The sequence below is a fragment of the Streptomyces sp. NBC_01214 genome, from assembly GCF_026340975.1.
Lineage (GTDB): Bacteria > Actinomycetota > Actinomycetes > Streptomycetales > Streptomycetaceae > Streptomyces.
Window position 1 is genome coordinate 3,314,633 of sequence record NZ_JAPEOS010000001.1, and the last position, 21,502, is coordinate 3,336,134.

Below are 21,502 nucleotides of genomic sequence, written 5' to 3' on the forward strand. Positions count from 1 at the left end.
CACCCCACGGACAGCAGAGGAGGACAGAGTTGTGAACAGTACGATGCCCGTCGCCACCGGCAGGACCACCACCGACGGGATCGCCGCCCATGAGCTCGACGAGGTCAACCTCGCCGACCCGGCGACGCACCACACCACCGATCTGACCGGCTACTGGCGCCACCTGCGCACCGAACGCCCGGTCCACTGGCATCCGGAGTCCAAGCAGGGCGCCGGCTTCTGGGTGGTGTCGCGGTACGCCGATGTGATGGAGATCTACCGCGACAACGAGCGGTTCGTCTCCGCCAAGGGGAACCTGCTCACCACGCTGCTCAACGGCGGTGACTCGGCGGCGGGAAAGATGCTGGCCGTGACCGACGGCAAGCGTCACCGCGAGGTCCGCAAGGTGCTGCTGAAGGCCTTCTCCCCGAAGGCCCTGGACCGGGTCGCCGAACAGGTCAGGCGCAACACGCGGCAGCGCGTCGAAGCCGTGGTGGAACGCGGGTCCTGCGACTTCGCCGCCGATGTGGCCGCGCACATCCCCATGTCGACCATCTGCGATCTCCTCGGCGTGCCCGAGGAGGACCGTGCCTCGCTGCTGAAGCTGAACAAGTCGGCCCTCAGCTCCGACGACGCGTCGGAGACCGAGGAAGACGCCCGCATGGCCCGCAACGAGATCCTGATGTACTTCTCCGGCCTTGCCGAGGAGCGCAGGGACGATCCCCAGGACGATGTCATCAGCGTGCTGGCGACATCGACGATCGACGGCCGGGAGCTGACCGAGGACGAGATCGTCTTCAACTGCTACAGCCTGATCCTCGGCGGGGACGAGACCAGCCGGCTGTCGATGATCGGTGCGGTGAAGGCCTTCACCGAGTACCCGGATCAGTGGGAGGCGCTGCGGAGCGGCGGGGCCGACATCGAGCGGGCCACCGAGGAGGTGCTGCGGTGGACGACGCCGACCATGCACTTCGGCAGGGTGGCCCGCTACGACACCGTGGTCAACGGCCAGTTGATCAAGGCGGGGGACCGGGTGACGCTGTGGAACGGCTCGGCCAACCAGGACGAGGACGTCTTCCCCGAGCCGTACACCTTCGATCTGGACCGCACCCCCAACAAGCACCTGACGTTCGGTTACGGTCCACACTTCTGCCTGGGCGCCTTCCTGGCCAGAACCGAGATCAGCGCGCTGCTGACGACCCTGAGGGAGACAGTCGACTCGATCGAGATATCCGGGACGGTGCGGCGCATCCACTCGAACTTCCTGACCGGGATCAGCTCGCTGCCCGTCACCATCAGGAGCTGAGGGCTCTCCGCGCTGCCGCGCGGGTCCCGCCGGCAACTCTTTGCCGGATTTCGGTTGCCTCAATCCCCCAGGGAGGTTCCGCGTATTCTCGCGAGAGGTTCTAGCGGGCGCTTTTCTCGGGTGTCTGAGTTTGATCGGAAATGGTCCGGTGCGCTGGAGAGGAAAGACGTCCGAGTAGCTGACCGAGGGGGCCGCAGCCATCCGGCGGCGGCCCCCTTCGCGTGCAGGGAGAGTGAGTTGCGTGACCGGGACGGTACAGGTGGCCGCGGAGGCAGTGGCCCGAGTCGTGGACCTGACGAGGATCTATTCACGCAGGCCATTTCGAAAATCTTGTGGGAGCGGCCTCCTCGTGGCCGTTGACAGTGAGTATCCGGCGGGAGAGGCTGCTTTCGGGATCTGCGAATAGGTCCTCGACGTGCCCGCATCGGGCTCACGGCCATTTCTTCGGACTGGCCGGCCACTCGATACTGACCGTCCAGGCGATCCGGCGGATCAACGTGGCTTTCGGTCCAGACGCAGACGTCTGCGGACTCTTCGAGCGGCCCACCGTCGACGCGACGGGACGAACGCCTTGCTCGATCGTGCGTTCGGTGAGTGGTGGATCGCACCGGACCAGCGGGACCCCGCCTGTGTAACCGGCGGTACCGGGCCCGGAGCAGCCACTTCCAGACAGGAGAAGAAGACAGTGACCCCTGAGATCGATGCCTACTTCGAGGTCGTCAAGTCGGAGCACGGCGCCGATTCGCTGGCCCGGGTCGAGGAGATGCTGGAACCCAGGCGACGGAGCGAACAGCGTCACCCCTTGCAGCAGGCGGCCAAGTGGGTGCTGCCCGGCATCCCCCAGGTGCCCTGGCACGACCCGTACGCCTACCCCGAGCTCCTGCCTCTGGTCAACGCTCTGGAGGCCGAGTCCGCACAGATCAAGTCGGAGCACGAACTGGCCTGGGCGCAGCGCCGGGCGAGCTTCTCCGACTACGAGCACTACCTCGTCCGCCAGAACAACTGGCAGGCCCTGTACCTCTACCGGGACGGCGCGCTGGTGCCGGACTCCGCAGCGGTGGCCCCGACCGCCTACCGAATGCTCAAGGAGCACGCCGTCGACACGGGCGTGATCTGCCCGCTGCTCGAATCCCACTTCTCGACCCTGCTGCCCGGCGCCGTTATCAAGCCGCACTGCGACCTGTGGAACTTCAGCATCAATCTCCACCTCGCCATCGACATACCCGAAGGTGCCGCGATCAGGGTGGCCGGGGAGACCCGGCCGTGGGAGGAGGGAAAGACCCTCCTTTTCGACTACTCTTTCGAGCACGAGGCATGGAACAAGGGGGCGACCGCGCGCACCTGTCTGCTGGCTGACCTCTGGCACCCGGACACCACGCTCCCGGAGCGGTCCGCTCTCACGATGCTTATGACGGAGATTCAGAAAATGATGGCCGCCTGACTTTCTTCGCCCATCCCCCGGGATGCGTATTCAAAGATTCGTTGAGGACTGGGGCGGCGGGGCGCCGGCCGACAGTATTTTGATGGAACCACGGACGGGTTCGAACCGAGCGCGGAGGGGTAGCGATGGGGAGTTCTTTCACTGAGGCGGAAATCGATGTCCTGGAGCACAACGGAACTCGGATAGCCCGGGTGCGTCGCGCGGAGGACGGGGATCACCGTGCCTGGTTCGCGAAGAACAACGAGGCGCTCCGCTCGGCGATGTACGAGCACGGTGCCGTGATGGTGAAGGGCAGCGGGCTCGTCGAGCAGGCCGGACTCGCGGACCTGGCCGAGCAGATCGGCGGGCGGACCCTGGAGTACAACGAACGGTCCACGCCGCGCAGCCGCGTCACGGGGAAGGTCTACACCTCCACGGAGTACCCGGCAGACCAGAGCATCCCCCAGCACAACGAGAGTGCCTACTCCGCGAACTGGCCGCACAACGTCTTCTTCTTCTGCGCACTGGCCGCGGCCTCGGGCGGGGAGACGCCGGTGGCGGACAGCTCGGCCGTCCTCGACCGGCTCCCCTCGGCGCTCGTGGAGCGCTTCGCCGAGCGCGGGGTGCTCTACACCCGCACCTACCGCGTGGGCATGGGCCTGTCCTGGCAGGAGGGGTTCCAGACCGAGGACAAGGGCCAGGTGGAGCGCTACTGCGCCGACCACGGCATCCAGACGGAGTGGGACGGTGACCTGCTGCGTACCCGCCACAAGCGTCCGGCGCTGGCGGTGCACCCGGTCACGGGGAAGAAGGTGTGGTTCAACCAGGCGCATCTCTTCCATGTACACGCGCTGCCCGAGGCGGCCCGCGAGGGCCTGCTGGAGATCTGCGGCGAGGACGGGCTGCCCCGCAACGCCTACTACGGCGACGGGACACCGATCACCGCGGACGAACTCGCCACGATCACCAGTGCGTACGAAGAGACGACGCTGGCCGAGCCCTGGTCCACCGGTGATCTGCTGATGGTGGACAACCTCCTCACCTCGCACGGCCGCCGCCCGTTCACAGGGGACCGCAAGGTCCTGGTGGCCATGACCCAGCGGGAAGGATAGGCGCGCTCCGCGTCCAACGCCGTGCCGGCCGAAGCGGATCCCGCCGATCGCCGGAGCAAGGTCGTGGCAGAGGCCTCCCCGCGCTGACCTGCGATGCCCCCGAACGGTCAGGAGCGGGACGGGACGGGCGATGCTGCTCGCGTCGCACCGGTGGCCGGCCGTCCGGAAGAAAGGAATGCAGTATGACGGACCATGGAGCACCCCAGCGGATCATCCCGCGATGGGTACGGCCCGGCGGGGCCCTCGCGTGGGCGGAGCTGTCCCGCACGGTTCCCGCCAGGATCGCGGAGGACGTCCGGCAGCTGGCTCAGGGCTGGGGGGCGGCCCTGCTCACCGCGCATGCCGTAGTGCTGTCCGCGCTCAGTGGCGAGCGCCGCCTCGTGACCGGATACGTTCCGGCCACCAACGCCGCGAACGTTCAGGCCGAACCCGTCCGGCGCTGCCTCGCGGTGGACGGGGAATCCTGGCGCGAGCTGCTCGCGGCGGCTGACCGGGCTGAGGACCTCCCCGTGGACGGGGCGTTCGAGACCGTCCTCGACCTCGGCGGCGCCTATACGGCCCCAGAGGGTTCCGGGATCGTACTGACGACCTCCTTGCTCGACGGGCCCGATGGTGCCGGCATCACCCTGGGCTACCGCACCGATGTGCTGGACGCAGAGGCCGCCGAGCGGATCGCGGGCTACTACGTGACGGCGCTGGAGCGGCTGGTCGCGGAGCCCGACGCACCCTGTCGTGACCGCCCGCTGCTGTCCGAACAGGAGCTGCACCACCAGCTCGTCGAACTCGCGGGCCCCCAGCGGGAGATACCGGACCGGCGGTTCCACCAGCTGTTCGAGGAACAGGCCGCCGTCCGGCCCACGGAGACCGCCGCCGTCCACGCGGGTGAGAGCTGGACCTACGCCGAACTCAACGCGCGCGCCAACCGGATCGCCCATGCCCTGCTCTCGCGCGGCCTCGGGCCGGAGGCCGTGATCGCCGTGGTCACGGAGCGCAACCTGGACTGGATGGCCTCGGTCATCGGCATCTTCAAGGCGGGCGCGGCCTATCTGCCCATCGAGCCCCATGCCCCGGCCGACCGGATGGCCAGGACCCTGGAGCGCAGCGGCTGCCGCCTGGTCCTCACCGAGGCCGGCGGCCCGGGACACCTGGAGCAGGCTGCCTGGCCGGAGCTGGAGCTTCTTGACGTCACGGCGGCATGTGCTGAGGGGCACCCCGACGGCAACCCCGGTGTGGCGGTCGCGGCGGACCAGCTCGCGTACCTGTACTTCACGTCGGGCTCCACCGGGGAGCCCAAGGGCGCGATGTGCGAGCACGCCGGGTTCGTCAACCACCTGTACGCCAAGATCGACGACCAGGGGATCGGCGAGGGCCAGGTGGTGGCGCAGACCGCTCCCCAGTCCTTCGACATCTCGCTGTGGCAGCTCGTCGCGGCTCTGGTCGTCGGCGGTCGCACGCTGATCGTCGAGCAGGAGGCGATCCTCGACGTCGACCGCTACCTGGACACCATCGAGCAGGGCGGCGTCGCGGTGCTGCAGGCGGTTCCCTCGTATCTGGAGGTGGTGCTGGCGCGCTTGGAGACCCGGCCGCGGGAGCTGCCCGCGCTGCGCTGTGTGTCCGTCACGGGCGAGGCGCTGAAGAAGGAACTGACCGTGCGCTGGTTCGCCCGGTTCCCCCACATCGCCCTGATGAACGCGTACGGGCTGACCGAGACCAGCGACGACACCAACCACGAGGTGATGACCCGGGTGCCGGAGCGGGACTCCGTACCGCTCGGCCGGCCGGTCAACAACGTCTCCGTATACGTCACTGACGAGAACCTCCACCCGGTGCCGCTCGGAGCTCCTGGAGAGATCGTCTTCTCCGGAGTGTGCGTCGGCCGAGGCTACGTCAACGACCCGGAGCGCACCGCCCAGTCCTTCGGCCTGGATCCGCACCGGCCCGGCCTGCGGCTCTACCGTTCGGGTGACTTCGGCCGGTGGCTGCCCGAGGGCACACTCGAATTCCTTGGCCGCAGGGATGCCCAGGTCAAGATCCGGGGGTTCCGGATCGAGATCGGCGAGATCGAGAACCATCTGCTGCGCCTGCCCGGGGTACGCGACGGCGCGGTCGTGGTTGTGGAGAGCCCCGATGCCGGACGCCACCTGGTCGGCTTCCAGTCGGGCTCGACGGAGCCGGCACAGGAGTTGCGCGAGCGTCTGGCACAGGTACTGCCGGAATACATGGTGCCCCGCAGGCTGGAGCATCTCGACGCGCTGCCCCTGACCGGCAACGGAAAGATCGACAAGCGTGCGCTGGCCGCCTTGGCCGCCGAACTCGGCGAGAGCGAGCGCGAGTGGGGGGCTCCCCGCACGCCGGCGGAGCGGAAGCTGGCCGAGGCCTGGGCCGAGGTCCTGAGGCTGCCCGCCGAGCAGATCGGGCGGGGCGACGACTTCTTCGACCGGGGCGGCTCATCGCTCTCGGCTGTTCAGCTCGTCGTACGGATGGAGCGCGCCTTCACCCTGCGTGACGTGCACACGTACCCCACCCTGGCCGAGCTGGCCCAGCTGGCCGACACGAACACGAAAACGTAGGGAAGTGGCAGGAGGATGGAATTGATCACGGACCTGGGTCCACACGCCCGGTACCGGGTGGAGAAGACGGCCGGCAGGCCCGCGATGCTCGGGCTCCAGGGCCCCGCCCCGGTGGACCCCGTGGCCTGGGCCGCCGAACACCGTACGTTCCTGCGGGCGGCCGTGGCCGAGCACGGGGCACTGCTGGTCCGAGGACTCGGACTGGGCGACGCGGACACCGTGGCGCGGGTGAGCAGGGAGCTTCTGGACCGGATCGTCGTCGAGCGGGAGGGTTTCGCCTCCCGGAAGGTCCTGGCGGAGGGGGTGTACTCATCCTCTGAATGGCCTGCTCACCAGCCGATGTGCATGCACCACGAACTCAGCTACGCGCGGGAAGTGCCTGCCACGCTCCTCTTCGCCTGTCTGGCCGCGCCTACTTCAGGCGGAGTGACGGGGGTCTCGGATTCGCACGCGGTCCTGGAGGCGCTGGACCCGCAGCTGGTCTCCCGGTTCGAGGAGGAAGGCTGGTTGCTGGACCGAAATTACACGGACACCGTCGGCGTGGGCAGGCGCGACTCCTTCGGTGTGGACGACCGTGCGGCGGTGGCGGCGTACTGTGCGGCCCGCGGCATCGAAACGACCTGGCGGAGCAACGGCGACCTGCGCACCAGGCAGCGGTCCGCCGCCGTGCTGGAGCACCCCGTGACCGGGCGCCGGGGCTGGTTCAACCAGATCGCCTTCCTGAACGAGTGGACACTCGACCCGGCGATCCGGGAGTACCTGAAGTTCGAATTCGGCGATGACGGGCTGCCGTTCAACACCCTGTACGGCGACGGCCTGCCCCTGACCGAGGACGAGGTGCTGGCGATCAACGCCGTCTACGAGCAGCTCACGCTCCGTGAGCCTTGGCAGGCAGGCGACCTCATGATCGTGGACAACCTCCGTATGGCCCACAGCCGGGAGTCCTTCGAGGGGCAGCGGGAGGTGGCCGTGGTCCTTGGGGACCCGGTCCGCATCTCCGGCGGGTCCTGAGCCCGGTCCGATGGCGCGGCCGGCGGCCCGCTACCCCTAGCCCAGTGAACAGTCTTCACGCTTCACGAACGGAGCCCACTCGCCCATGTCCTCACAGCACGTTGTCCCGTCCTTCTCCGTCATTTCCGGCGGCCAGGTGGCCGATGTCCTCTCGGGAAACGAGAAGCAGGTCATCGACCTGGTGGAGGAGACCTACCGACTGCACGGCGGGGAGGAGACGGTCAATCCGCCGTCGTACTTCCTCCGCTTCCCCGACCGGCCCAGCTCCCGGATCATCGCCCTGCCCGCCTCGGTCGGCGGTGAGCAGCGGACCGACGGACTGAAGTGGATATCGAGCTTCCCCGAGAACGTCACGGCGGGGATCCCCCGGGCGTCGGCGGTGCTGATCCTCAACGACCACGCGACCGGCTACCCGTTCGCCTGCATGGAGAGCTCCATCATCAGTGCCTCCCGTACCGCCGCCTCCGCGGCCCTGGCCGCCGACCGGCTCAGCCGGGGCGACCGGCCCCGGCGGATCGGCTTCATCGGAACCGGACTGATCGCCAGGTACATCCACACCTATCTGGAGGCGGCCGACTGGAGCTTCGATGAGATCAACGTCCACGACCTGTCGTCCCAGCACGCCGAATCCTTCTCCGGCTACCTGGCCGGCCGGCCGGGCGGCACGCCGGTGACGGTGCGGTCGAGCGCCGAGGAGCTGATCAGGGAGAGCGACCTGGTGGTTTTTGCCACCGTGGCGGGCACCCCGTATGTCCACGAGGTGTCGTGGTTCGCGCACAATCCGCTGGTCCTGAACGTGTCCTTGCGGGACCTGGCCCCCGAGATCCTGCTCGCCTCGACCAATATCGTCGACGACGTGGAGCACTGCCTCAAGGCGGACACGTCCCCCCATCTCGCGGAGCAGATCACGGGGAACCGGGACTTCCTCGACGGGACCCTCTACGACGTGCTCGAGGGGAGGGTCGAACTCCCCGTCGACCGCCCGCTGGTCTTCTCCCCCTTCGGCCTCGGGGTACTCGACATCGCCCTGGGCCGGTACGTCCACGACCAGCTGCTCAAAGCAGGCCGGCTCGCCGTCGTCGACGGCTTCTTCCATGAGCTGGACCGCTACGGACGTGCTCGCTCCTAGGCAACGCCTCAGACGAATCACGGTGATGAAGTGCCGGTCATATCCGCCCCGCACGAGTTCAACGTCGACGATCTCTTCGTCGACCTCAAGCCCGTCTTCGACGTTCCCCTGTACCTCAAGTGTGAGGGGCTGAACCTCACGGGTTCCGTCAAGCTGAAGGCTGCCCTGGAGATGGTGCTCGCCGCCGAACGCGACGGGCGGCTCACCCCGGGCGCCATACTCGTGGAATCCTCCTCTGGCAACCTCGGCATCGCGCTCAGCATGATCGCTGCCAGCCGCGGTTACGGCTTTCTCTGCGTCACGGACTCCCGCTGCAACGCGGCAAGCCGTCGGATGATGGAGTCCCTGGGCGCGCGCGTACTGATCATCTCGCGTCCCGACAAGGAGCACGGGCTGCTGGGCGCCAGGATCGACTACGTCCAGCGGCTGTGCTCGTACGACTCCAGATACGTCTGGCTCAACCAGTACACGAGCCCTCACAACTGGCTGGCTCACTACCGCGGAACGGGGCCCGCCATCGCCGCGGAGTTCCCGGAGCTCGACGTTCTCTTCGTCGGGGCGGGCACCACGGGCACTCTGATGGGCTGCGCGCGGTACTTCCGCGAGCGTGAGCGGCCAGTGACGGTGGTGGCGGTCGACAGCATCGGCTCGGTGACCTTCGGCGGTCCCGCGGCGCACCGGATGATCCCCGGACTGGGGGCGGGGGTGAAGCCGCGGCTGCTGGACACCGCTTTCGTCGACGACGTGGTCATGGTGTCGGAACGGGACACCCTGCAGAGCTGTCACGCGATGGCCAGGCGGGGATTCCTGTTCGGCGGTTCCACCGGGACCGTCGTCAGCGGTGCGTTGCGCTGGCTCGCCGCGCGGCCCCAGGACGAGAAGATCACGGCTGTGGCCCTCGCCCCGGACCAGGGGGACCGCTACCTCGACTCGGTGTACAACCCGGCCTGGGTGGCGCAGCACTTCGGCGAACCGCAGACCTGGGAGGAGCCGTCCCTGACGCCGCCGGTCGGAGAGGACCGTCTGGCCGCGAGCGGCGTATGACCAGTTCGATCCCTGCCTCGAAAGGTTCTGTCTCTCAAGGAAGTGCCCATGGATACAACCGGGAGTACGTACACAAGGCTGGTGGCCCTGCTGGAGCGGACCCGGGCGAACTTCCGGCTCATTGAACACGAGCCGGGGGGAAGGACCGAACTCGCCAGCCTGGTCCGGCGACACGCCTTGGGGCAGGCGGCCAAGTGCCTGGTGGTCCGGGTGGCCCTGGGGCGGAAGGCGCGCCGCTACGTGCTGGCCGTCGTGCCCGGAGACCGCAGAGTCGACCTGGAGGAGCTGAGGGTCCTGTACTCCGGGACGGAGGCGTCGTTCGGGTCCGAGAGGTCGCCGAGCGGCTCGCCGGGTGCGTCAGCGGCTCGATTACACCCTTCGCCTTCCACCAGGACCTGGAACTCGTGGTCGATCCCGCGCTGCTCGTCCACGACGAGATCTTCTTCAACGCGGCCCGACTCGACCGGTCGGTGGCGCTGGCCACCGCCGACTACCTGTCTCTCACCCGCCCGAGGATCGAGGTCATAGCTCAGCCGGCTCCGGCATCGGTGGCTTGATGGAGATGACCTCGACGTACCGGTGACACGGTTCGGCTGCCGCAGCGTCACTTCCGTCGCTCGGCTGGCTGCCGTCCACCGCAGCCTCATCTACCGTCACGCAGACCTCCACGCCGCCGTGCTGACCAGAGCCGCCCAGTTACCGGACGGCCCCACCGGACCGCAGGTCAGCCGGAACTCCCTGCTGACGGACTTGGCCAACCTCACTGAACGCAACACCCGACTCGCCGGGCACGTCGCCCGCCTCGAACAACGCCTGTCCGAAGTGCTGGGCCAGGACGCCTGGAGGCCCACCGGCCTCGGAGCGGACCGCTGCGATCGCGGCGCCGTAGACACTGTCAGGCGTTCATGATCGGTACGCGTCGTGGTATCTGCGCAGCCGGGGGGCGCGCATGGCGGGCAGCCCGGCCAGGGCGTACTCGGAGGCGCGGTGGTGGGGCGTCAGCGGGAGTCTGGGGCGCGGCGGCAGGGGATAGTCGTCGCGCAGGACACCGTCCGGAAGTACCCCCGTAGCGGGCATCGGTGACGTTTCCCCCGGGTGGGCGAGGTACGCCCAGACTCCGCTGTCCAGCGGCACCACGGCAGCGTCGTCGCCGGGTGGGCGCCAGGGTGTGCCCGTGAGGGGGTGGCAGGGGACGAGGAGGACGTCGGGACGGGGCCGGGGCGTGCAGATTCCCGGGCCGGCCAGCCCCACGGTACGGGCATCGGGCCCGGCCAGCAGGTACCGGCCGATGGCGTGGCCGAGCAGCTCGGTCACGCCATCGGCGGGAAGGATCACAGGGCGGTCCCCGGTGGCTGCCACGAGGCGGGCCAGCGCGACCCCGACCGCCGCCTCCCAGCGACGGCTCCACGACCCGTCGGGTTCGACGGGTGGGACGCGGTGCTCGGCGCGCTCAAGCTCGTCCCAGTCGGGAGGTGGACCGGCGGGGAACCCCGAGGGGCGGCGTACGACCGCACCGGGCTCCAGCCACACGGTCTGCCACAGTCCGCAGTCGTCCATGCGGGTCGCCACGGCCCGCCCGCACCCCTCGCACGCCAGGTTGGGGCCGGCCCGGCCGTCCACACCCTGGCAGTAGCCCTCGCACTTCTCGGGTATCAGGGCCATGGACCGGGAGTCGCCGGGGGTGGAGCGCGTACATCCCGAAGCGCCCGAACGGGTGCGGCCCTTCGACCGTGACCGCACCGGTGTGCTCATGGGCGACGGCGCTGCCGCGATCGTGCTGCGCAAGGAGCACGAGGGCCAGCAGGTCCACGGCCTGCTGCGCGGAGTCTCGGTCAACTGCGATGCCTATCACGCGACTGCCCCCTCTCCTGCCGGAATCGCCCAGGCGATGCGGCAGGCACACACCATGGCCGGGGTCCGCCCCGACGACGTAGACCTCGTCATGCTGCACGGCACGGGGACGCTGCTCAACGACGAGGCCGAGGCGATCGCGCTGGCCGAGGTGCTGGGCACCGACGCGGGTCATCCGCTGATGACGGCCATCAAGTCGATGACCGGGCACACGTCGGGCGGCTCCGGGCTGCTCAACCTCGTCATCGGCCTGCGGGCCCTGGACGAGGGCCGGGTCCCGCCTACGGTCGGCCTGGACCATCCCGTCGACGAAGCGGAGGGGTTCCGCTTCGTCACGGGCGCACCCGGCGAGCAGCACATGCGGACCATGCAGTTGAACGCATTCGGGTTCGGCGGGATCAACGCGGTCGCGATCGTGGAGGCCTCCCGATGAGCACTCCAGGCAACGGCGGCAGCAGCGCCGCCCTCACCACCGTGGTGATCACAGGAGTCGGCGTGCTCGTGCCCGGCGCCGACAGCCCCGAGTCCCTGCTCGCCGGCCCGCCGGCCGGGGCGCCGGCCATCGACCCCGCCGCGCTCGTGGGCAAGAAGGGCCTGCGCTTCAAGGACCGGGCCACCCAGCTCGCGTACTGCCTGGCCCAGGCAGCCCTGCGGGACACCGGGCTGCTAGGCACGGACGGCCTGGCCGTCCCGGGCGAGAGCGTCGGCGTGGTCGCCAGCTCCAACTTCGGCAACCTGGACACCGTGGCCCGCGCCCTGGACACGATCCGTTCCCAGACGGTCTCCGCGACCTCGCCCATGGACCTGCCCAACGCCTCCAGCAACGTGGTCGCCTCCTCGACAGCCATCAGGTTCGGCCTGCGCGGCCCCAACCTCATGGTCTGCAATGGCGCCACATCCGGCCTGGACGCCCTGCACTGGGGTGCCACGATGATCACCTCGGGCCGGGCGGACCGCGTCCTGGTCATCGGGGTGGAGCCCGACAACGAGGTCGTGCGACGGCTCCTCGGCGACGGCCGGACCGGAGTCGACGGCGGCGCGGCCGTCGTCCTGGAGCGACACGCCGCCGCCCGCGACCGCTCCGCCCGGGTGCGCGCCGTCTACCGCGGCTACGCGATGACCCGGGACGTCCGCTCCTGCGTCGCCTCGCTCGCCGCCCGCGGCGCCGCGAACACGGCGCCGGCCCGCTGGCATGCTCCGGCCGGCGACCTTCCCGACGACCTGCTGCCCGGAGTTCCGCGGGACGGGTTCGGACCCGGCCTCGGCGAGGCGTCGGGTGCCTTGGGTGTCCTGCAGGCGGCCGCGGCCACCGGATGGTTCGACGGCGGGGGCAGCGGATCCGTCTACGCGGTGGCGACCGCCGGCCCGGCGGGTTCCGCCTCCGGCGTGGCCCTGCTGGCACCGACCGGGAGCCACGGGTGATCGGTTTGCCCGGCCCCACCGGTCCGGTCGTGGTGAGGCGGCACCCCGGTGCCGCCGCACCCGGCGCCCCCAAGGCGCTCTTCCTGCACGGCTTGGCCGGCACCGACACCGTGTGGGACGCCTGCGGCCGAGAGCTCTCGCCGGGCCTGGAGGTGTGGTCGGCCCAGCTGCCTTGGCGCGGACAGGGAGTACCGGGCTGGGCTCGCGAGCCCGATGTCACCCACTGGGTCGAGCAGGCGGTGACGGCCGTACCCGGTCCGGTGGACGTGGTGGTCGCGCACTCGATGTCCTCGAACATCCTGCTGGAACTCCTCGACCGCGAGAGCCGGGCCGGCAGCGACCCGTTCGCCCGGTTCGGTATCCGCGCCCTCGTTCTGGTCTCCCCGTTCTACCGGGGCTCCCACGAGGAGTTCGACTGGGCCACCATCACCCACTACCTGGGCGACTTCCACCTGATCCTCCAGGAGGGCATCCGGGCCCACTCCGGTGGCCGGATCCCCCCCGACACCGAAGCGGCCATGGCCGAGCGGGTCAGGGAATGGGTCAGCCCGTACGGCTGGATCAGGTTCTTCGATCTGTACCTGCGAACCCCGCAGCTCCAGACGGCCCGGATCACCGTGCCCTGCCTGGTCCTGGGCGGTCACCACGACATCGCCGCACCGCTCCACAACGCCGCGGCGCTCACCGACGCACTGCCCGACGGCCGGCTGCGCATCCTCGCGGACAGCGGGCACTTCCCCATGGTCGACGAGCAGACCAGGTTCGTCTCCGAGATCAGGGACTTCCTCGACGGTGTTCTGGTGCGTCGGCCCACCCTCCACTCCAGCCGTACTACAGAAACGTGACGATCATGAGTGTTACCGCAACGGCCGGCCGCCGCCCGGTCATCACCGCGTGGTCCGCCGTCTCACCCTTCGGCATCGGCCGAGCAGCGTTCATCGAAGGCATCCGGGGCCTCCGGGGAACGAGCGCCCCACTCGGTGACGGATTCGAGTCCGCGCCCGGGCCGGAGGCCTGCCTGGCTCCCGGATTCAGCGTCCGCGAGGCCCTCGGCCGCAAGGGCACCCGCTCCATGGACCGGGTCACCGGCTTGACCGTCACCGCCGTCGGCGCGCTCCTCGGCGAGAGCGAGCGCAACCAGCGGGTGGGTACCGGAGAAGGCGCCGCCTTCGCCCTGGGCACCACCACCGGCAGCGCCCAGAGCATGATGGACTTCACCCGGGATTCGCTCACCGGCGAGCAGCCCTTCTTCGTCGACCCCGCGCAGTTCCCGAACACCGTGATGAACTGCGCCAGCGGGCAGAGCGCCATCTGGTACCAGCTCAAGGGCCCCAACACCACGATCGCAGGCGGCCGTTCGGCCGGACTGCACGCCCTCAACTACGCTCGTCGGCTGCTCTCCTCGGGCCACGCGGAAAGCGTCTTGTGCGGCACCTCCGAGGAGTTCTCCTCCGCCCGCGCATGGCTGGAACACCACGCGGCGGACTCGGCCGTCACACTCGGTGAAGGCAGCGCCATGCTGCTGGTCGAGCCGGCCGGAGACGCCACCCAGCCGGTGCTCGCCGAGATCCTCGCTGTGGAACTGGGCGTCGTACTGCGAGGCGATGTCCGTGCCGCACTCGCGTCCTGCCTGCGCCGCGCGTTCGCCCAGGCCGGATGCACCCCTGAAGAGACCGTCGCGCACGCGGGATCGGGGAACCCGGACCGGGCCGGTGTGGAGGAGTCGGCTGCCGTGGCCGAGCTGCTCGGCGAGACCCCATGGGTGAACCTCGCGCCCCACGAGCTGATCGGCGACACCGGGGCGGCGGCGGCCGGCTTCCAGATCGTCTCCCTCCTCGCCTACGCCGAGACGCACAGGGACCGCGCCGTCGGCCGGATCGGGCTGGTCACGGCCGTGGACCGGACGGGATCGGTCGGCTGCGCCCTGCTCCGCCTTCACTGACCCACGCGCCGAGGCGGGGGCCGCGTTCCGGCCCGACCGGCCGGAAGTCCCACCGCCTACCGACCGATACCAAGACCCCATGGAGGTCACGGTGGCCAAAAGAGGCCCTCGCTGGTACTTCTCGTTCCGCAGCCCCTACGCCTGGATGGCCTACCGGGATCTGACCGACCACTACCCGGACGTGGCCGCCGAGATCGACTGGCTCCCGTTCTGGGAGCCCGACGCCGCCGCCGACGAGGAGCTGAAGGAGCAGGGCGTCCGGTTGCCGTACGTCCCGATGTCCCGTGAGAAGCACCTCTACATCCTCCAGGACGTGCGCCGACTGGCGAAGGAGCGGGGTCTCGACATGGTCTGGCCGGTCGACCGGGAACCGCACTGGGAGGTCTCCCACCTCGGCTACCTGGTGGCCGAGAAGCTGGGACGGGGTCCGGAGTACATCGCTGCCGTGTACCGTGCCCGCTGGCAGCTGGGCCAGGACATCTCCGATCCCGAGGTGATCGCCGGTATCGGCCGTGACCTGGGGATCGACCACGCGGCCCTGGCCGCGGCCGCCACTGATCCCGCCACGCGGGAAGCAGGGCGGAAATTCCTCGAACTGATACACCGTGACGGGGTCCCTTCTCCGGCGGGTGCGGTGGCAGCGCGGCCCGGATCTCACCTGGGGCGACCTCGGACACCACCGGTCGGTCGGCGACATTCGCCAGGTAGTCGGCGCCGCAGTCTCCAGGAACGGGAGATCACCATCGTGGGCGGCGGGTACGCAGGCGTACTCGAGGTGGCCCAGGAACTGATCTGCGGAGCCGAGCGCACCATCGACATCGTGCATGCCCGGGTACCGGACGCCAGCGAGCAACGCGAGCGGGCCGACGGTGCGGAGCGGGAAATGATCTACGGTGCGAAGGACTCGGTGTCCGTACGTGTGCTGTCCAGTCCTGCTCTACTCAACGAGTCGCTCGTAGAGGAACAGTTCGGCCGGGAGAGGGCGGTGGAGGTCCGGGTGGCGCGAGTGCCCCCGGTGCAGGCGCTCGTCGTCGACGGCACCTCAGCCCTGGTGGTGGCCGAATCCGCGGTCGGCCGCCGGGCCTCGCTCATCAAGTCCCCGGAAGTGCTGCACACGCTCCACACCCTCTTCGAGACCGTGTGGAGCACCGCTGTGCCCGCCGACGAGCGTGTGAGCTTCGGCGATCGCGACCGGGCCGGCCTTGTCCAGCAGATCCTGTGGGCACTCCGCGGCGGCGTCACTGATGAGGTGGCCGCCCGCGAGCTCACCGTCTCCGTGCGGACCTACCGCCGCTATGTCGCCGAGATCATGGCACTGCTCGGGGCGAATTTCCGCTTCCAGGCCGGAGTCAGGGCCGCCGAACTCGGATTGCTGGCGCCTGTCGCCGTACCGGGACGCAGAGCCCGGGGATGAAACGGGTCACGGCCCGGCCGATCACGGACATGGCGCTGTCAATGCGCTCGAATCCGGAGCGCTTCACACCCGTGGAATACGGGCTGGCAGCATCCTGAAGGCTCTATTGCCGCAGGGGGGCGTGAAGAGTTTGATGGCCGGCAGGTGCGGGGTTCCTCCCCAGGAACTTCCGTTGCCGGCGGCCCGTCATCCCCCCGTGCGGTGCCTGCGCCGGTGCGCGGGGGTCCGCAGATCCGACGACCGGATCCGGACCCCCGCGGACCTCGGGAAGCCGGCGCGTGGAATCTGGTGCCCGGCCGGACGGGGAACCGGGGGACACGATCTCCCCGATGTGCCGCCGCGGACCCCTGCGGCCGCCCGCGCCGTGGATTTTCCCAGCGCCTGGCCGGACGACCGCACGTGAGCGAGGAGAGCGACGAACCATGGGAATCGACACCCGGAGCAGCTGGCTGCGCAGATACGGGACCAAAGTGCCGCCCCGGCTACGGCTGCTCTGCCTGCCGCACGCAGGTGGTTCGGCCGGCCTCTTCCACAGCTGGGGCGGGGCCTTCGGGCAGGACGTCGAAGTGCTCGTCGTACGCTATCCCGGCCGTCAGGAGCGGATCGCCGAGGAACCCCTGACCGACCTGGACGAACTCGCCGACGCGATCTCCGCCGAACTGCTGCCCTACCTTGACGTGCCGTTGGCGGTCTTCGGCCACAGCATGGGGGCCACTCTGGGCCACGAGATCGCGATCCGTCTCCAGGCCCGGCACCAGGTCGTCCCGGAGCTCCTGATGGTTTCGTGCCGCAAGGCGCCGCACCTGCTCACCCCCCGGTCCACCGCTCTCGGGTCCGACGAGGAGCTGCTCGCTGAGGTCGCACGGCTTGGCGGCACCGACTCGGCGTTACTGGACGACCCGGACCTGCGTGAACTGGTGCTCCCCTCGATCCGCGCGGATTTCACCGCCGTCGCACGGTACGCCGCGCGGCGCGGCGTACCGTTGGCGTGCCCGGTCGTCGGGTACGTCGGCGACAGCGACCCCGACATATCGGTCGCTGAGGTCATGGGGTGGGCGGACATCGCGCCCAAGGGTTTCTTTCTCAGGGTTCTGTCCGGCGGTCACTTCTACCTCGTGGAGCAGCGGGACGCACTCATCCGGGACATCCGCGCGCGACTGGAGCCGCAGCGATGAGCACTGCGGCCCGGCCGCTGCCCACGAGCGGGGTCGGCGTGCTGGACAAGGCCTCGGTCGTGCTCGACATCGTCGGGGCGGGCCCGACCACACTGGTCGAACTCATCGCGCGCAGCGGTTATTCGCGTGCCACGGCCTATCGGATAGCCCACGCCATGGAACGGCTGGGCCTCCTCAGCCGTGACTCTCGGGGCCGGTTCGTGCTCGGCCCGCGGCTCGGCCTTCTCACCGTCGAGGCCCGCCAGGACCGGCTGGCTCAGGAAGCCCTCCCGATCCTTGCCGATCTGTGCACCGTGACGGGCCTGGACGCCAGGCTCTACCGCCGTCGCGGCAGCGTGCAGGTCTGCATAGCCACCTCAGTGGACCGCGCGGCGGGCGTCGATCCGGCCGTGGTGGGGACGGCTCGCCCGGCGTCAGCGGGCCCGGTCGCCGTGCGCCGGAGAGGCTGGGCGTACGGCCCCGATCCCATGGTGCCCGGTGCTGTTTCCCATGCCGTTCGGTAAGTGCCGGAGCAGGCGAGGTGTTGGGCGCTCTGGTCCTGTCCGGGCCGTCCGTCCGGATGCCGATGGTGCCCGACCGCCGCCTCAGCGGCTGCGCCACCGACGCCGCCGCCGCTCTGAGTGACGCGGTGCTGCGGGCTTGTGGGGAATTGACCCCCGTGGCCGGTCCGGATCCCGAATTCGATTGCGAAGGTGGCAGGTTATTGCAGCAGCCGTTGTGAGAGAAGAAAGCGCCGACGCACCATTCTTGTGCGACTAACTGTGGTCAGCGAGGTCAGCCTTCGCAACGAGGACCACGAGGCCGGCTCGCTCCGTGCCATCGAGATCCTCGCCGTGCTCGACATCGACCTGCCGGTCGTGCGGAACAACGCTCTCGCCCTTCGGCGTCACCAACGCGCCGAACTGACCGGCCGGTACGACACGAACAAGGAGGGGCCGTGACGATCCGCCCCAGCATCGGGACGGGCGTGGTCGCCGCCACGGGCTCCGGTGTCGAGGGACTCTTCGAGGACCTGTGCCGGGGTGTCACCGGCCGAGCCGGGCTTCGAGGGTTCGAGCGCACAGGATTCCGGCCGCAGCAGGCCTACGAGGTGGACGGCCGGCCCCGCGGTCGGCGAAGACCTACCCGGCCGTGCCACCAGCCTGCTGAAGCCGGCTTCCCGGCGGCCCCCGGCGCGGACGGGTACGGCTGCGCTGCCGCGGCCCCCGGGGCTGAGCGGTGAGCACACCGGCCGCCTCCTGCCGTCGTCTTCGTTCAGCGGGCGCCACCGCCGCCTGTCCCCTGCTCGGCCCGTGCTGAGCACCCGCCCCCTCGAAGGGACCTGAATCGTGCTGGAAAAGGAAGAACTGCGCGCGCTCGTGGCACACGTGCTGGACGTCGAGGTTTCCGAGCTGACCGACGGCGTACGGTTCGTCGAGGACCTGGAGGTCGACTCTCTGATGGCCCTGGAGGTTGTCGTCGTGCTCGAGAAGAAGTACGGCGTCAAACTGCCCGAGTCCGAGTTCAAGCAGATTGTTTCCCTGGAGAGCGCCTACGACCTGCTGCTCGGCAAACTCGAGCCGGCGCGAGCCGCCTGATGCCCGCCGCGACTGTGCTGTGTGCCGCAGTCGGCGGGGTGCTCGGAGCCCCCTGCTCCATCAGCTGATGTGAAGGGTTCCGGGGCGCGGCTCGGTCCGCTCTTCGCCGAAACGTTTCTGCCCCGGCCGCAGTTCCCACAATGAAGAAGGAAGGTTGATCATGGCCACCAACCCGTTTGAGGACGAGAACGGCCGCTACTTCGTGCTCACGAACCAGGAGAACCAGCACTCTCTGTGGCCGTCCTTCGCCGAGGTGCCGGCCGGCTGGACCGTCGTGCACGGCGAGGACAGCCGCCAGGCCTGCCTGGACCACATCAACGAGAACTGGACCGACATGCGGCCGAAGTCCCTGGCCGACGTCATGGATGCGGCCTGAGTCCTGCCCCGGCGCCGCCGCGCGTCCCCTGACCGCACGTCCCGGCCCTTCCCCACGGAGGAAGTGCCGGGACGTGTTCGTGTGTCCGGCAGGCCCGGGCCGTGACGCGCGTCGGCCCTGTGTCAGCGCTGGGCCTTGAAGATGGCGAAGAGGGTCCGCAGGACGAGCACCCCGCTCAGTACCAGGAGGTTGTATCCGATCAGCTGGAAGAGACTCAGCGAGGAACCGAGCCGGGGACCGCCGTCCGTGCGTATCAGAAGGACGGCCATCAGGCCGATGGTGCTCGACAGCACGGTCAGCAGCGTCTCGTGCACCAGGGTGCGCACGAACCTGCGGTCGCGAGGATCGGCGAGCATCCGCACGTTCACGGTCAGCCGGCCGTTCTCGATGGCACTGCCGATCCGGTCGATGCGCCGTGGAATGCGGCGGAGGATCGGCACCAGGCCGATGGCTTCGTCGGCGAGGGTCCTGCTCAGCGTGCCGGGCTGGAACTTCTCGGTGTGCAGGGCCACGGCGTACTCGCGGGCACCCGCGACGATGTCGAACTCCGGCACCAGCCGCCCGAGCGATCCCTCCAGGGTGGCGAGCGAACGGAAGACCGCGGCGAGTTCCGGGGGGACGTTCAGCCCGTGCCGGGACACCAGCTGGAACAGATGGGTGAACATGTCCCGGTCGGGGCGGAGCCCAGGCGCGAAGTGCCGGGCGAGGAACCGCCCGAGAGCACGCTCCAGGGCCCGCTCGTCGATGTCCTCCGGATGGGAGACGAGCTCCAGCAGGGCGTCGCACAGGGCCATCGGATCGTTGCGGTGCACGGCGACGAGGATGTTGCGCAGCGTCGAGCGGAAGACCCGGTCGATCCTCCCCACTGAACCGAAGTCGAGCAGTGCGAGCCGGCCGTCCCGCAGCAACAGGACGTTCCCGGGGTGAGGGTCGGCGTGGAACACCCCGCCGACCATGACCTGGTGGAGCATGCACCCCAGCAGCTGCTGGGCCAGTGCCATCGGGTCGGCTTCCTGCTCCCTGAGCACCCCGGCCGCGCTGTTGAGCGGTACGCCGTCCAGCCACTCGGTGATCAGCATGCGCCGGGTCGAGAGCGATTCGTAGACCGCGGGAAGGTGGATCATCCGGTCCGCGGCCGCTGTGGACATCGCGGTCGACACAGCGATCATGTTCTGTGCCTCGGTCCGGAAGTCGAGCTCCTCGTGCAGCGAGGCGGCGAACCCCTCGGCCAGCGCCACAGCGTTGACGTTGCGTCCCCACTCGGTGCGCTGCTGCACTTTCCGGGCGAACCGCAAGAGGATCTCGAGGTCGTCGACGACCACGGATTCGCTGCTGGGCCGCTGGACCTTCACGACCACTTCACTGCCGTCCTTGAGACGGGCCCGGTGCACCTGGGCTATCGACCCTGCTGCCAGCGCCTCACGGTCGAACTCGTCGAACACCTCCCAGGGGTCGCTGCCCAGCTCCTCCCTGATGAGCCGCTCGACGGCATCCCACGGGTCGGGGGTGGCCTGATGGTGGAGTTTGCCCAGCTCGGCGATGAGCTCCGGGGGCATCATGTCGTAGCGAGTGGACAGGACCTGGCCCATCTTGATGAACGTGACCCCGGCTTCCTCCATCGCCAGCCGCAGCGAAGGGGCGAGGCGCGCGCGTTCGTCGCCGGCGGCGGGTCCGTTCCTGGCCCGGTGGCGGAGGAAGCGGCCGAGTCCATGCCGTACGACGATTCGGCTGAGGAGTGCATAGCGCCTGGCCCTCGCGAGTCGGCGGCGCAGCGACCTGGGCCAGCTCATCAGACCGGTCCAGGCGCCCTTGGGGAAGACTATCTCGGCGACGAAGAGGAATCCCATCGCGGCGAGCAAACCGGATCCGAACTGCACGCTGGCCAGGCCGGGAGACTGTTCCTGCTCGCGCATGGCGAATCCGACCGCGATGGTCGCCATCAGACCCACCGCCGCCGTCAGCACCGTGCGGCCCTTGCCGGGCTGCAGGCCGAGGAGACGCCTGGCACCTGCGGTGAGACCGAGGAGAACGATCGTCGTGGTGAGCAGTGCCACCGGGAGAAGAACAGCCGGATGCATACCGATTCCTCACGTAACTGTGGAGCGCGCCGACATACCGGGACACGATCGGACGGCCGGGGCTGGCACAGCCCCGGCCGTCCGATCGCTCACCGG

General features: G+C 69.4%; 20 protein-coding genes and 1 pseudogene. 19 read left to right on the top strand and 2 right to left on the bottom strand.

From position 1 onward, the window contains the following. Positions 1-43: 43 nt before the first annotated feature. From OG594_RS15715 to OG594_RS15750, 8 genes and pseudogenes are all read left to right on the top strand, one after another. A complete protein-coding gene (locus OG594_RS15715; protein ID WP_266602926.1) occupies positions 44-1,285 on the top strand; it encodes a cytochrome P450 in 1,242 nt (413 codons plus the stop codon). A 685-nt stretch (positions 1,286-1,970) separates the two neighbouring features. After that, entirely contained in the window at positions 1,971-2,726 is a 756-nt protein-coding gene (locus OG594_RS15720) for an aspartyl/asparaginyl beta-hydroxylase domain-containing protein (RefSeq protein ID WP_266599272.1), read from the top strand. Positions 2,727-2,851: 125 nt separating this feature from the next. Further along, positions 2,852-3,817 carry a TauD/TfdA family dioxygenase gene (locus tag OG594_RS15725; protein ID WP_266599274.1) on the top strand — a complete coding sequence of 322 codons (966 nt, stop codon included), beginning with the start codon at positions 2,852-2,854 and terminating at the stop codon, positions 3,815-3,817. A gap of 182 nt (positions 3,818-3,999) precedes the next feature. Continuing rightward, complete coding sequence (locus tag OG594_RS15730) at positions 4,000-6,387, top strand: amino acid adenylation domain-containing protein (protein WP_266599276.1); 2,388 nt, start codon at positions 4,000-4,002, stop codon at positions 6,385-6,387. A 15-nt stretch (positions 6,388-6,402) separates the two neighbouring features. Then, the gene (locus tag OG594_RS15735; RefSeq protein ID WP_266599278.1) at positions 6,403-7,398 is read left to right on the top strand and encodes a TauD/TfdA family dioxygenase; all 996 of its coding nucleotides are present in this window, start codon (positions 6,403-6,405) and stop codon (positions 7,396-7,398) included. Between the two features lie 85 nt (positions 7,399-7,483). Beyond that, on the top strand, positions 7,484-8,527 hold the full coding sequence (sbnB, locus tag OG594_RS15740; RefSeq protein WP_266599280.1) for a 2,3-diaminopropionate biosynthesis protein SbnB: 1,044 nt from the start codon (positions 7,484-7,486) through the stop codon (positions 8,525-8,527). A 30-nt stretch (positions 8,528-8,557) separates the two neighbouring features. Continuing rightward, a complete protein-coding gene (gene sbnA / locus OG594_RS15745) occupies positions 8,558-9,571 on the top strand; it encodes a 2,3-diaminopropionate biosynthesis protein SbnA (RefSeq protein ID WP_266599282.1) in 1,014 nt (337 codons plus the stop codon). A 48-nt stretch (positions 9,572-9,619) separates the two neighbouring features. Further along, positions 9,620-10,128 (top strand): annotated as a pseudogene (locus OG594_RS15750) (YbaK/EbsC family protein). Positions 10,129-10,474: 346 nt separating this feature from the next. Here the strand turns inward: OG594_RS15750 and OG594_RS15755 are convergent. Further along, complete coding sequence (locus tag OG594_RS15755; RefSeq protein WP_266599284.1) at positions 10,475-11,233, bottom strand: hypothetical protein; 759 nt, start codon at positions 11,231-11,233, stop codon at positions 10,475-10,477. 19 nt (positions 11,234-11,252) lie between these two features. Here OG594_RS15755 and OG594_RS15760 point away from each other — a divergent pair, with 19 nt between their 5' ends. The 11 genes from OG594_RS15760 (at position 11,253) to OG594_RS15810 (ending at position 19,328) form a co-directional block, all read left to right on the top strand. Continuing rightward, on the top strand, positions 11,253-11,855 hold the full coding sequence (locus OG594_RS15760; RefSeq protein ID WP_266599286.1) for a hypothetical protein: 603 nt from the start codon (positions 11,253-11,255) through the stop codon (positions 11,853-11,855). Beyond that, positions 11,852-12,844, top strand: coding sequence for a beta-ketoacyl synthase N-terminal-like domain-containing protein (locus tag OG594_RS15765; RefSeq protein WP_266599288.1), 993 nt, complete (start codon positions 11,852-11,854; stop codon positions 12,842-12,844). Before OG594_RS15760 ends, OG594_RS15765 begins: the two co-directional genes overlap by 4 nt. Continuing rightward, positions 12,841-13,689: an alpha/beta fold hydrolase gene (locus OG594_RS15770; RefSeq protein ID WP_266599290.1), complete on the top strand. Its 849-nt coding sequence runs from the start codon at positions 12,841-12,843 to the stop codon at positions 13,687-13,689. Before OG594_RS15765 ends, OG594_RS15770 begins: the two co-directional genes overlap by 4 nt. A gap of 5 nt (positions 13,690-13,694) precedes the next feature. Continuing rightward, a complete protein-coding gene (locus OG594_RS15775) occupies positions 13,695-14,786 on the top strand; it encodes a beta-ketoacyl synthase N-terminal-like domain-containing protein (protein WP_266599292.1) in 1,092 nt (363 codons plus the stop codon). A 79-nt stretch (positions 14,787-14,865) separates the two neighbouring features. Continuing rightward, positions 14,866-16,200, top strand: a complete 1,335-nt coding sequence (locus OG594_RS15780; RefSeq protein ID WP_266599294.1) for a DsbA family protein — start codon at positions 14,866-14,868, stop codon at positions 16,198-16,200. 422 nt (positions 16,201-16,622) lie between these two features. Continuing rightward, positions 16,623-17,375 (top strand): thioesterase II family protein, encoded by a 753-nt coding sequence (locus OG594_RS15785; protein WP_266599296.1) that lies wholly within the window; start codon positions 16,623-16,625, stop codon positions 17,373-17,375. After that, the gene (locus OG594_RS15790) at positions 17,372-17,878 is read left to right on the top strand and encodes a helix-turn-helix domain-containing protein (protein ID WP_266599298.1); all 507 of its coding nucleotides are present in this window, start codon (positions 17,372-17,374) and stop codon (positions 17,876-17,878) included. The genes OG594_RS15785 and OG594_RS15790 overlap by 4 nt, the downstream gene beginning before the upstream one ends. Before the next feature lie 246 nt (positions 17,879-18,124). After that, positions 18,125-18,316 (top strand): hypothetical protein, encoded by a 192-nt coding sequence (locus tag OG594_RS15795; RefSeq protein ID WP_266599300.1) that lies wholly within the window; start codon positions 18,125-18,127, stop codon positions 18,314-18,316. Next, positions 18,313-18,597 (top strand): hypothetical protein, encoded by a 285-nt coding sequence (locus OG594_RS15800; protein WP_266599302.1) that lies wholly within the window; start codon positions 18,313-18,315, stop codon positions 18,595-18,597. Before OG594_RS15795 ends, OG594_RS15800 begins: the two co-directional genes overlap by 4 nt. Before the next feature lie 106 nt (positions 18,598-18,703). Continuing rightward, positions 18,704-18,952, top strand: coding sequence for an acyl carrier protein (locus OG594_RS15805; RefSeq protein ID WP_266599304.1), 249 nt, complete (start codon positions 18,704-18,706; stop codon positions 18,950-18,952). Positions 18,953-19,112: 160 nt separating this feature from the next. Next, on the top strand, positions 19,113-19,328 hold the full coding sequence (locus OG594_RS15810) for an MbtH family protein (protein WP_266599306.1): 216 nt from the start codon (positions 19,113-19,115) through the stop codon (positions 19,326-19,328). Between the two features lie 122 nt (positions 19,329-19,450). Here the strand turns inward: OG594_RS15810 and OG594_RS15815 are convergent, their stop codons facing one another. After that, positions 19,451-21,406, bottom strand: coding sequence for an AarF/ABC1/UbiB kinase family protein (locus OG594_RS15815; RefSeq protein WP_266599308.1), 1,956 nt, complete (start codon positions 21,404-21,406; stop codon positions 19,451-19,453). Between the last annotated feature and the right edge of the window lie 96 nt (positions 21,407-21,502).

Coding starts and splice junctions, on each gene's coding strand:
- OG594_RS15715 (WP_266602926.1), top strand. CDS start 44: ATGCCCGTCGCCACCGGCAGGACCACCACCGACGGGATCGCCGCCCAT.
- OG594_RS15725 (WP_266599274.1), top strand. CDS start 2,852: ATGGGGAGTTCTTTCACTGAGGCGGAAATCGATGTCCTGGAGCACAAC.
- OG594_RS15730 (WP_266599276.1), top strand. CDS start 4,000: ATGACGGACCATGGAGCACCCCAGCGGATCATCCCGCGATGGGTACGG.
- OG594_RS15735 (WP_266599278.1), top strand. CDS start 6,403: ATGGAATTGATCACGGACCTGGGTCCACACGCCCGGTACCGGGTGGAG.
- sbnB (WP_266599280.1), top strand. CDS start 7,484: ATGTCCTCACAGCACGTTGTCCCGTCCTTCTCCGTCATTTCCGGCGGC.
- OG594_RS15755 (WP_266599284.1), bottom strand. CDS start 11,233: ATGGCCCTGATACCCGAGAAGTGCGAGGGCTACTGCCAGGGTGTGGAC.
- OG594_RS15765 (WP_266599288.1), top strand. CDS start 11,852: ATGAGCACTCCAGGCAACGGCGGCAGCAGCGCCGCCCTCACCACCGTG.
- OG594_RS15775 (WP_266599292.1), top strand. CDS start 13,695: ATGAGTGTTACCGCAACGGCCGGCCGCCGCCCGGTCATCACCGCGTGG.
- OG594_RS15780 (WP_266599294.1), top strand. CDS start 14,866: ATGGAGGTCACGGTGGCCAAAAGAGGCCCTCGCTGGTACTTCTCGTTC.
- OG594_RS15785 (WP_266599296.1), top strand. CDS start 16,623: ATGGGAATCGACACCCGGAGCAGCTGGCTGCGCAGATACGGGACCAAA.
- OG594_RS15790 (WP_266599298.1), top strand. CDS start 17,372: ATGAGCACTGCGGCCCGGCCGCTGCCCACGAGCGGGGTCGGCGTGCTG.
- OG594_RS15810 (WP_266599306.1), top strand. CDS start 19,113: ATGGCCACCAACCCGTTTGAGGACGAGAACGGCCGCTACTTCGTGCTC.
- OG594_RS15815 (WP_266599308.1), bottom strand. CDS start 21,406: ATGCATCCGGCTGTTCTTCTCCCGGTGGCACTGCTCACCACGACGATC.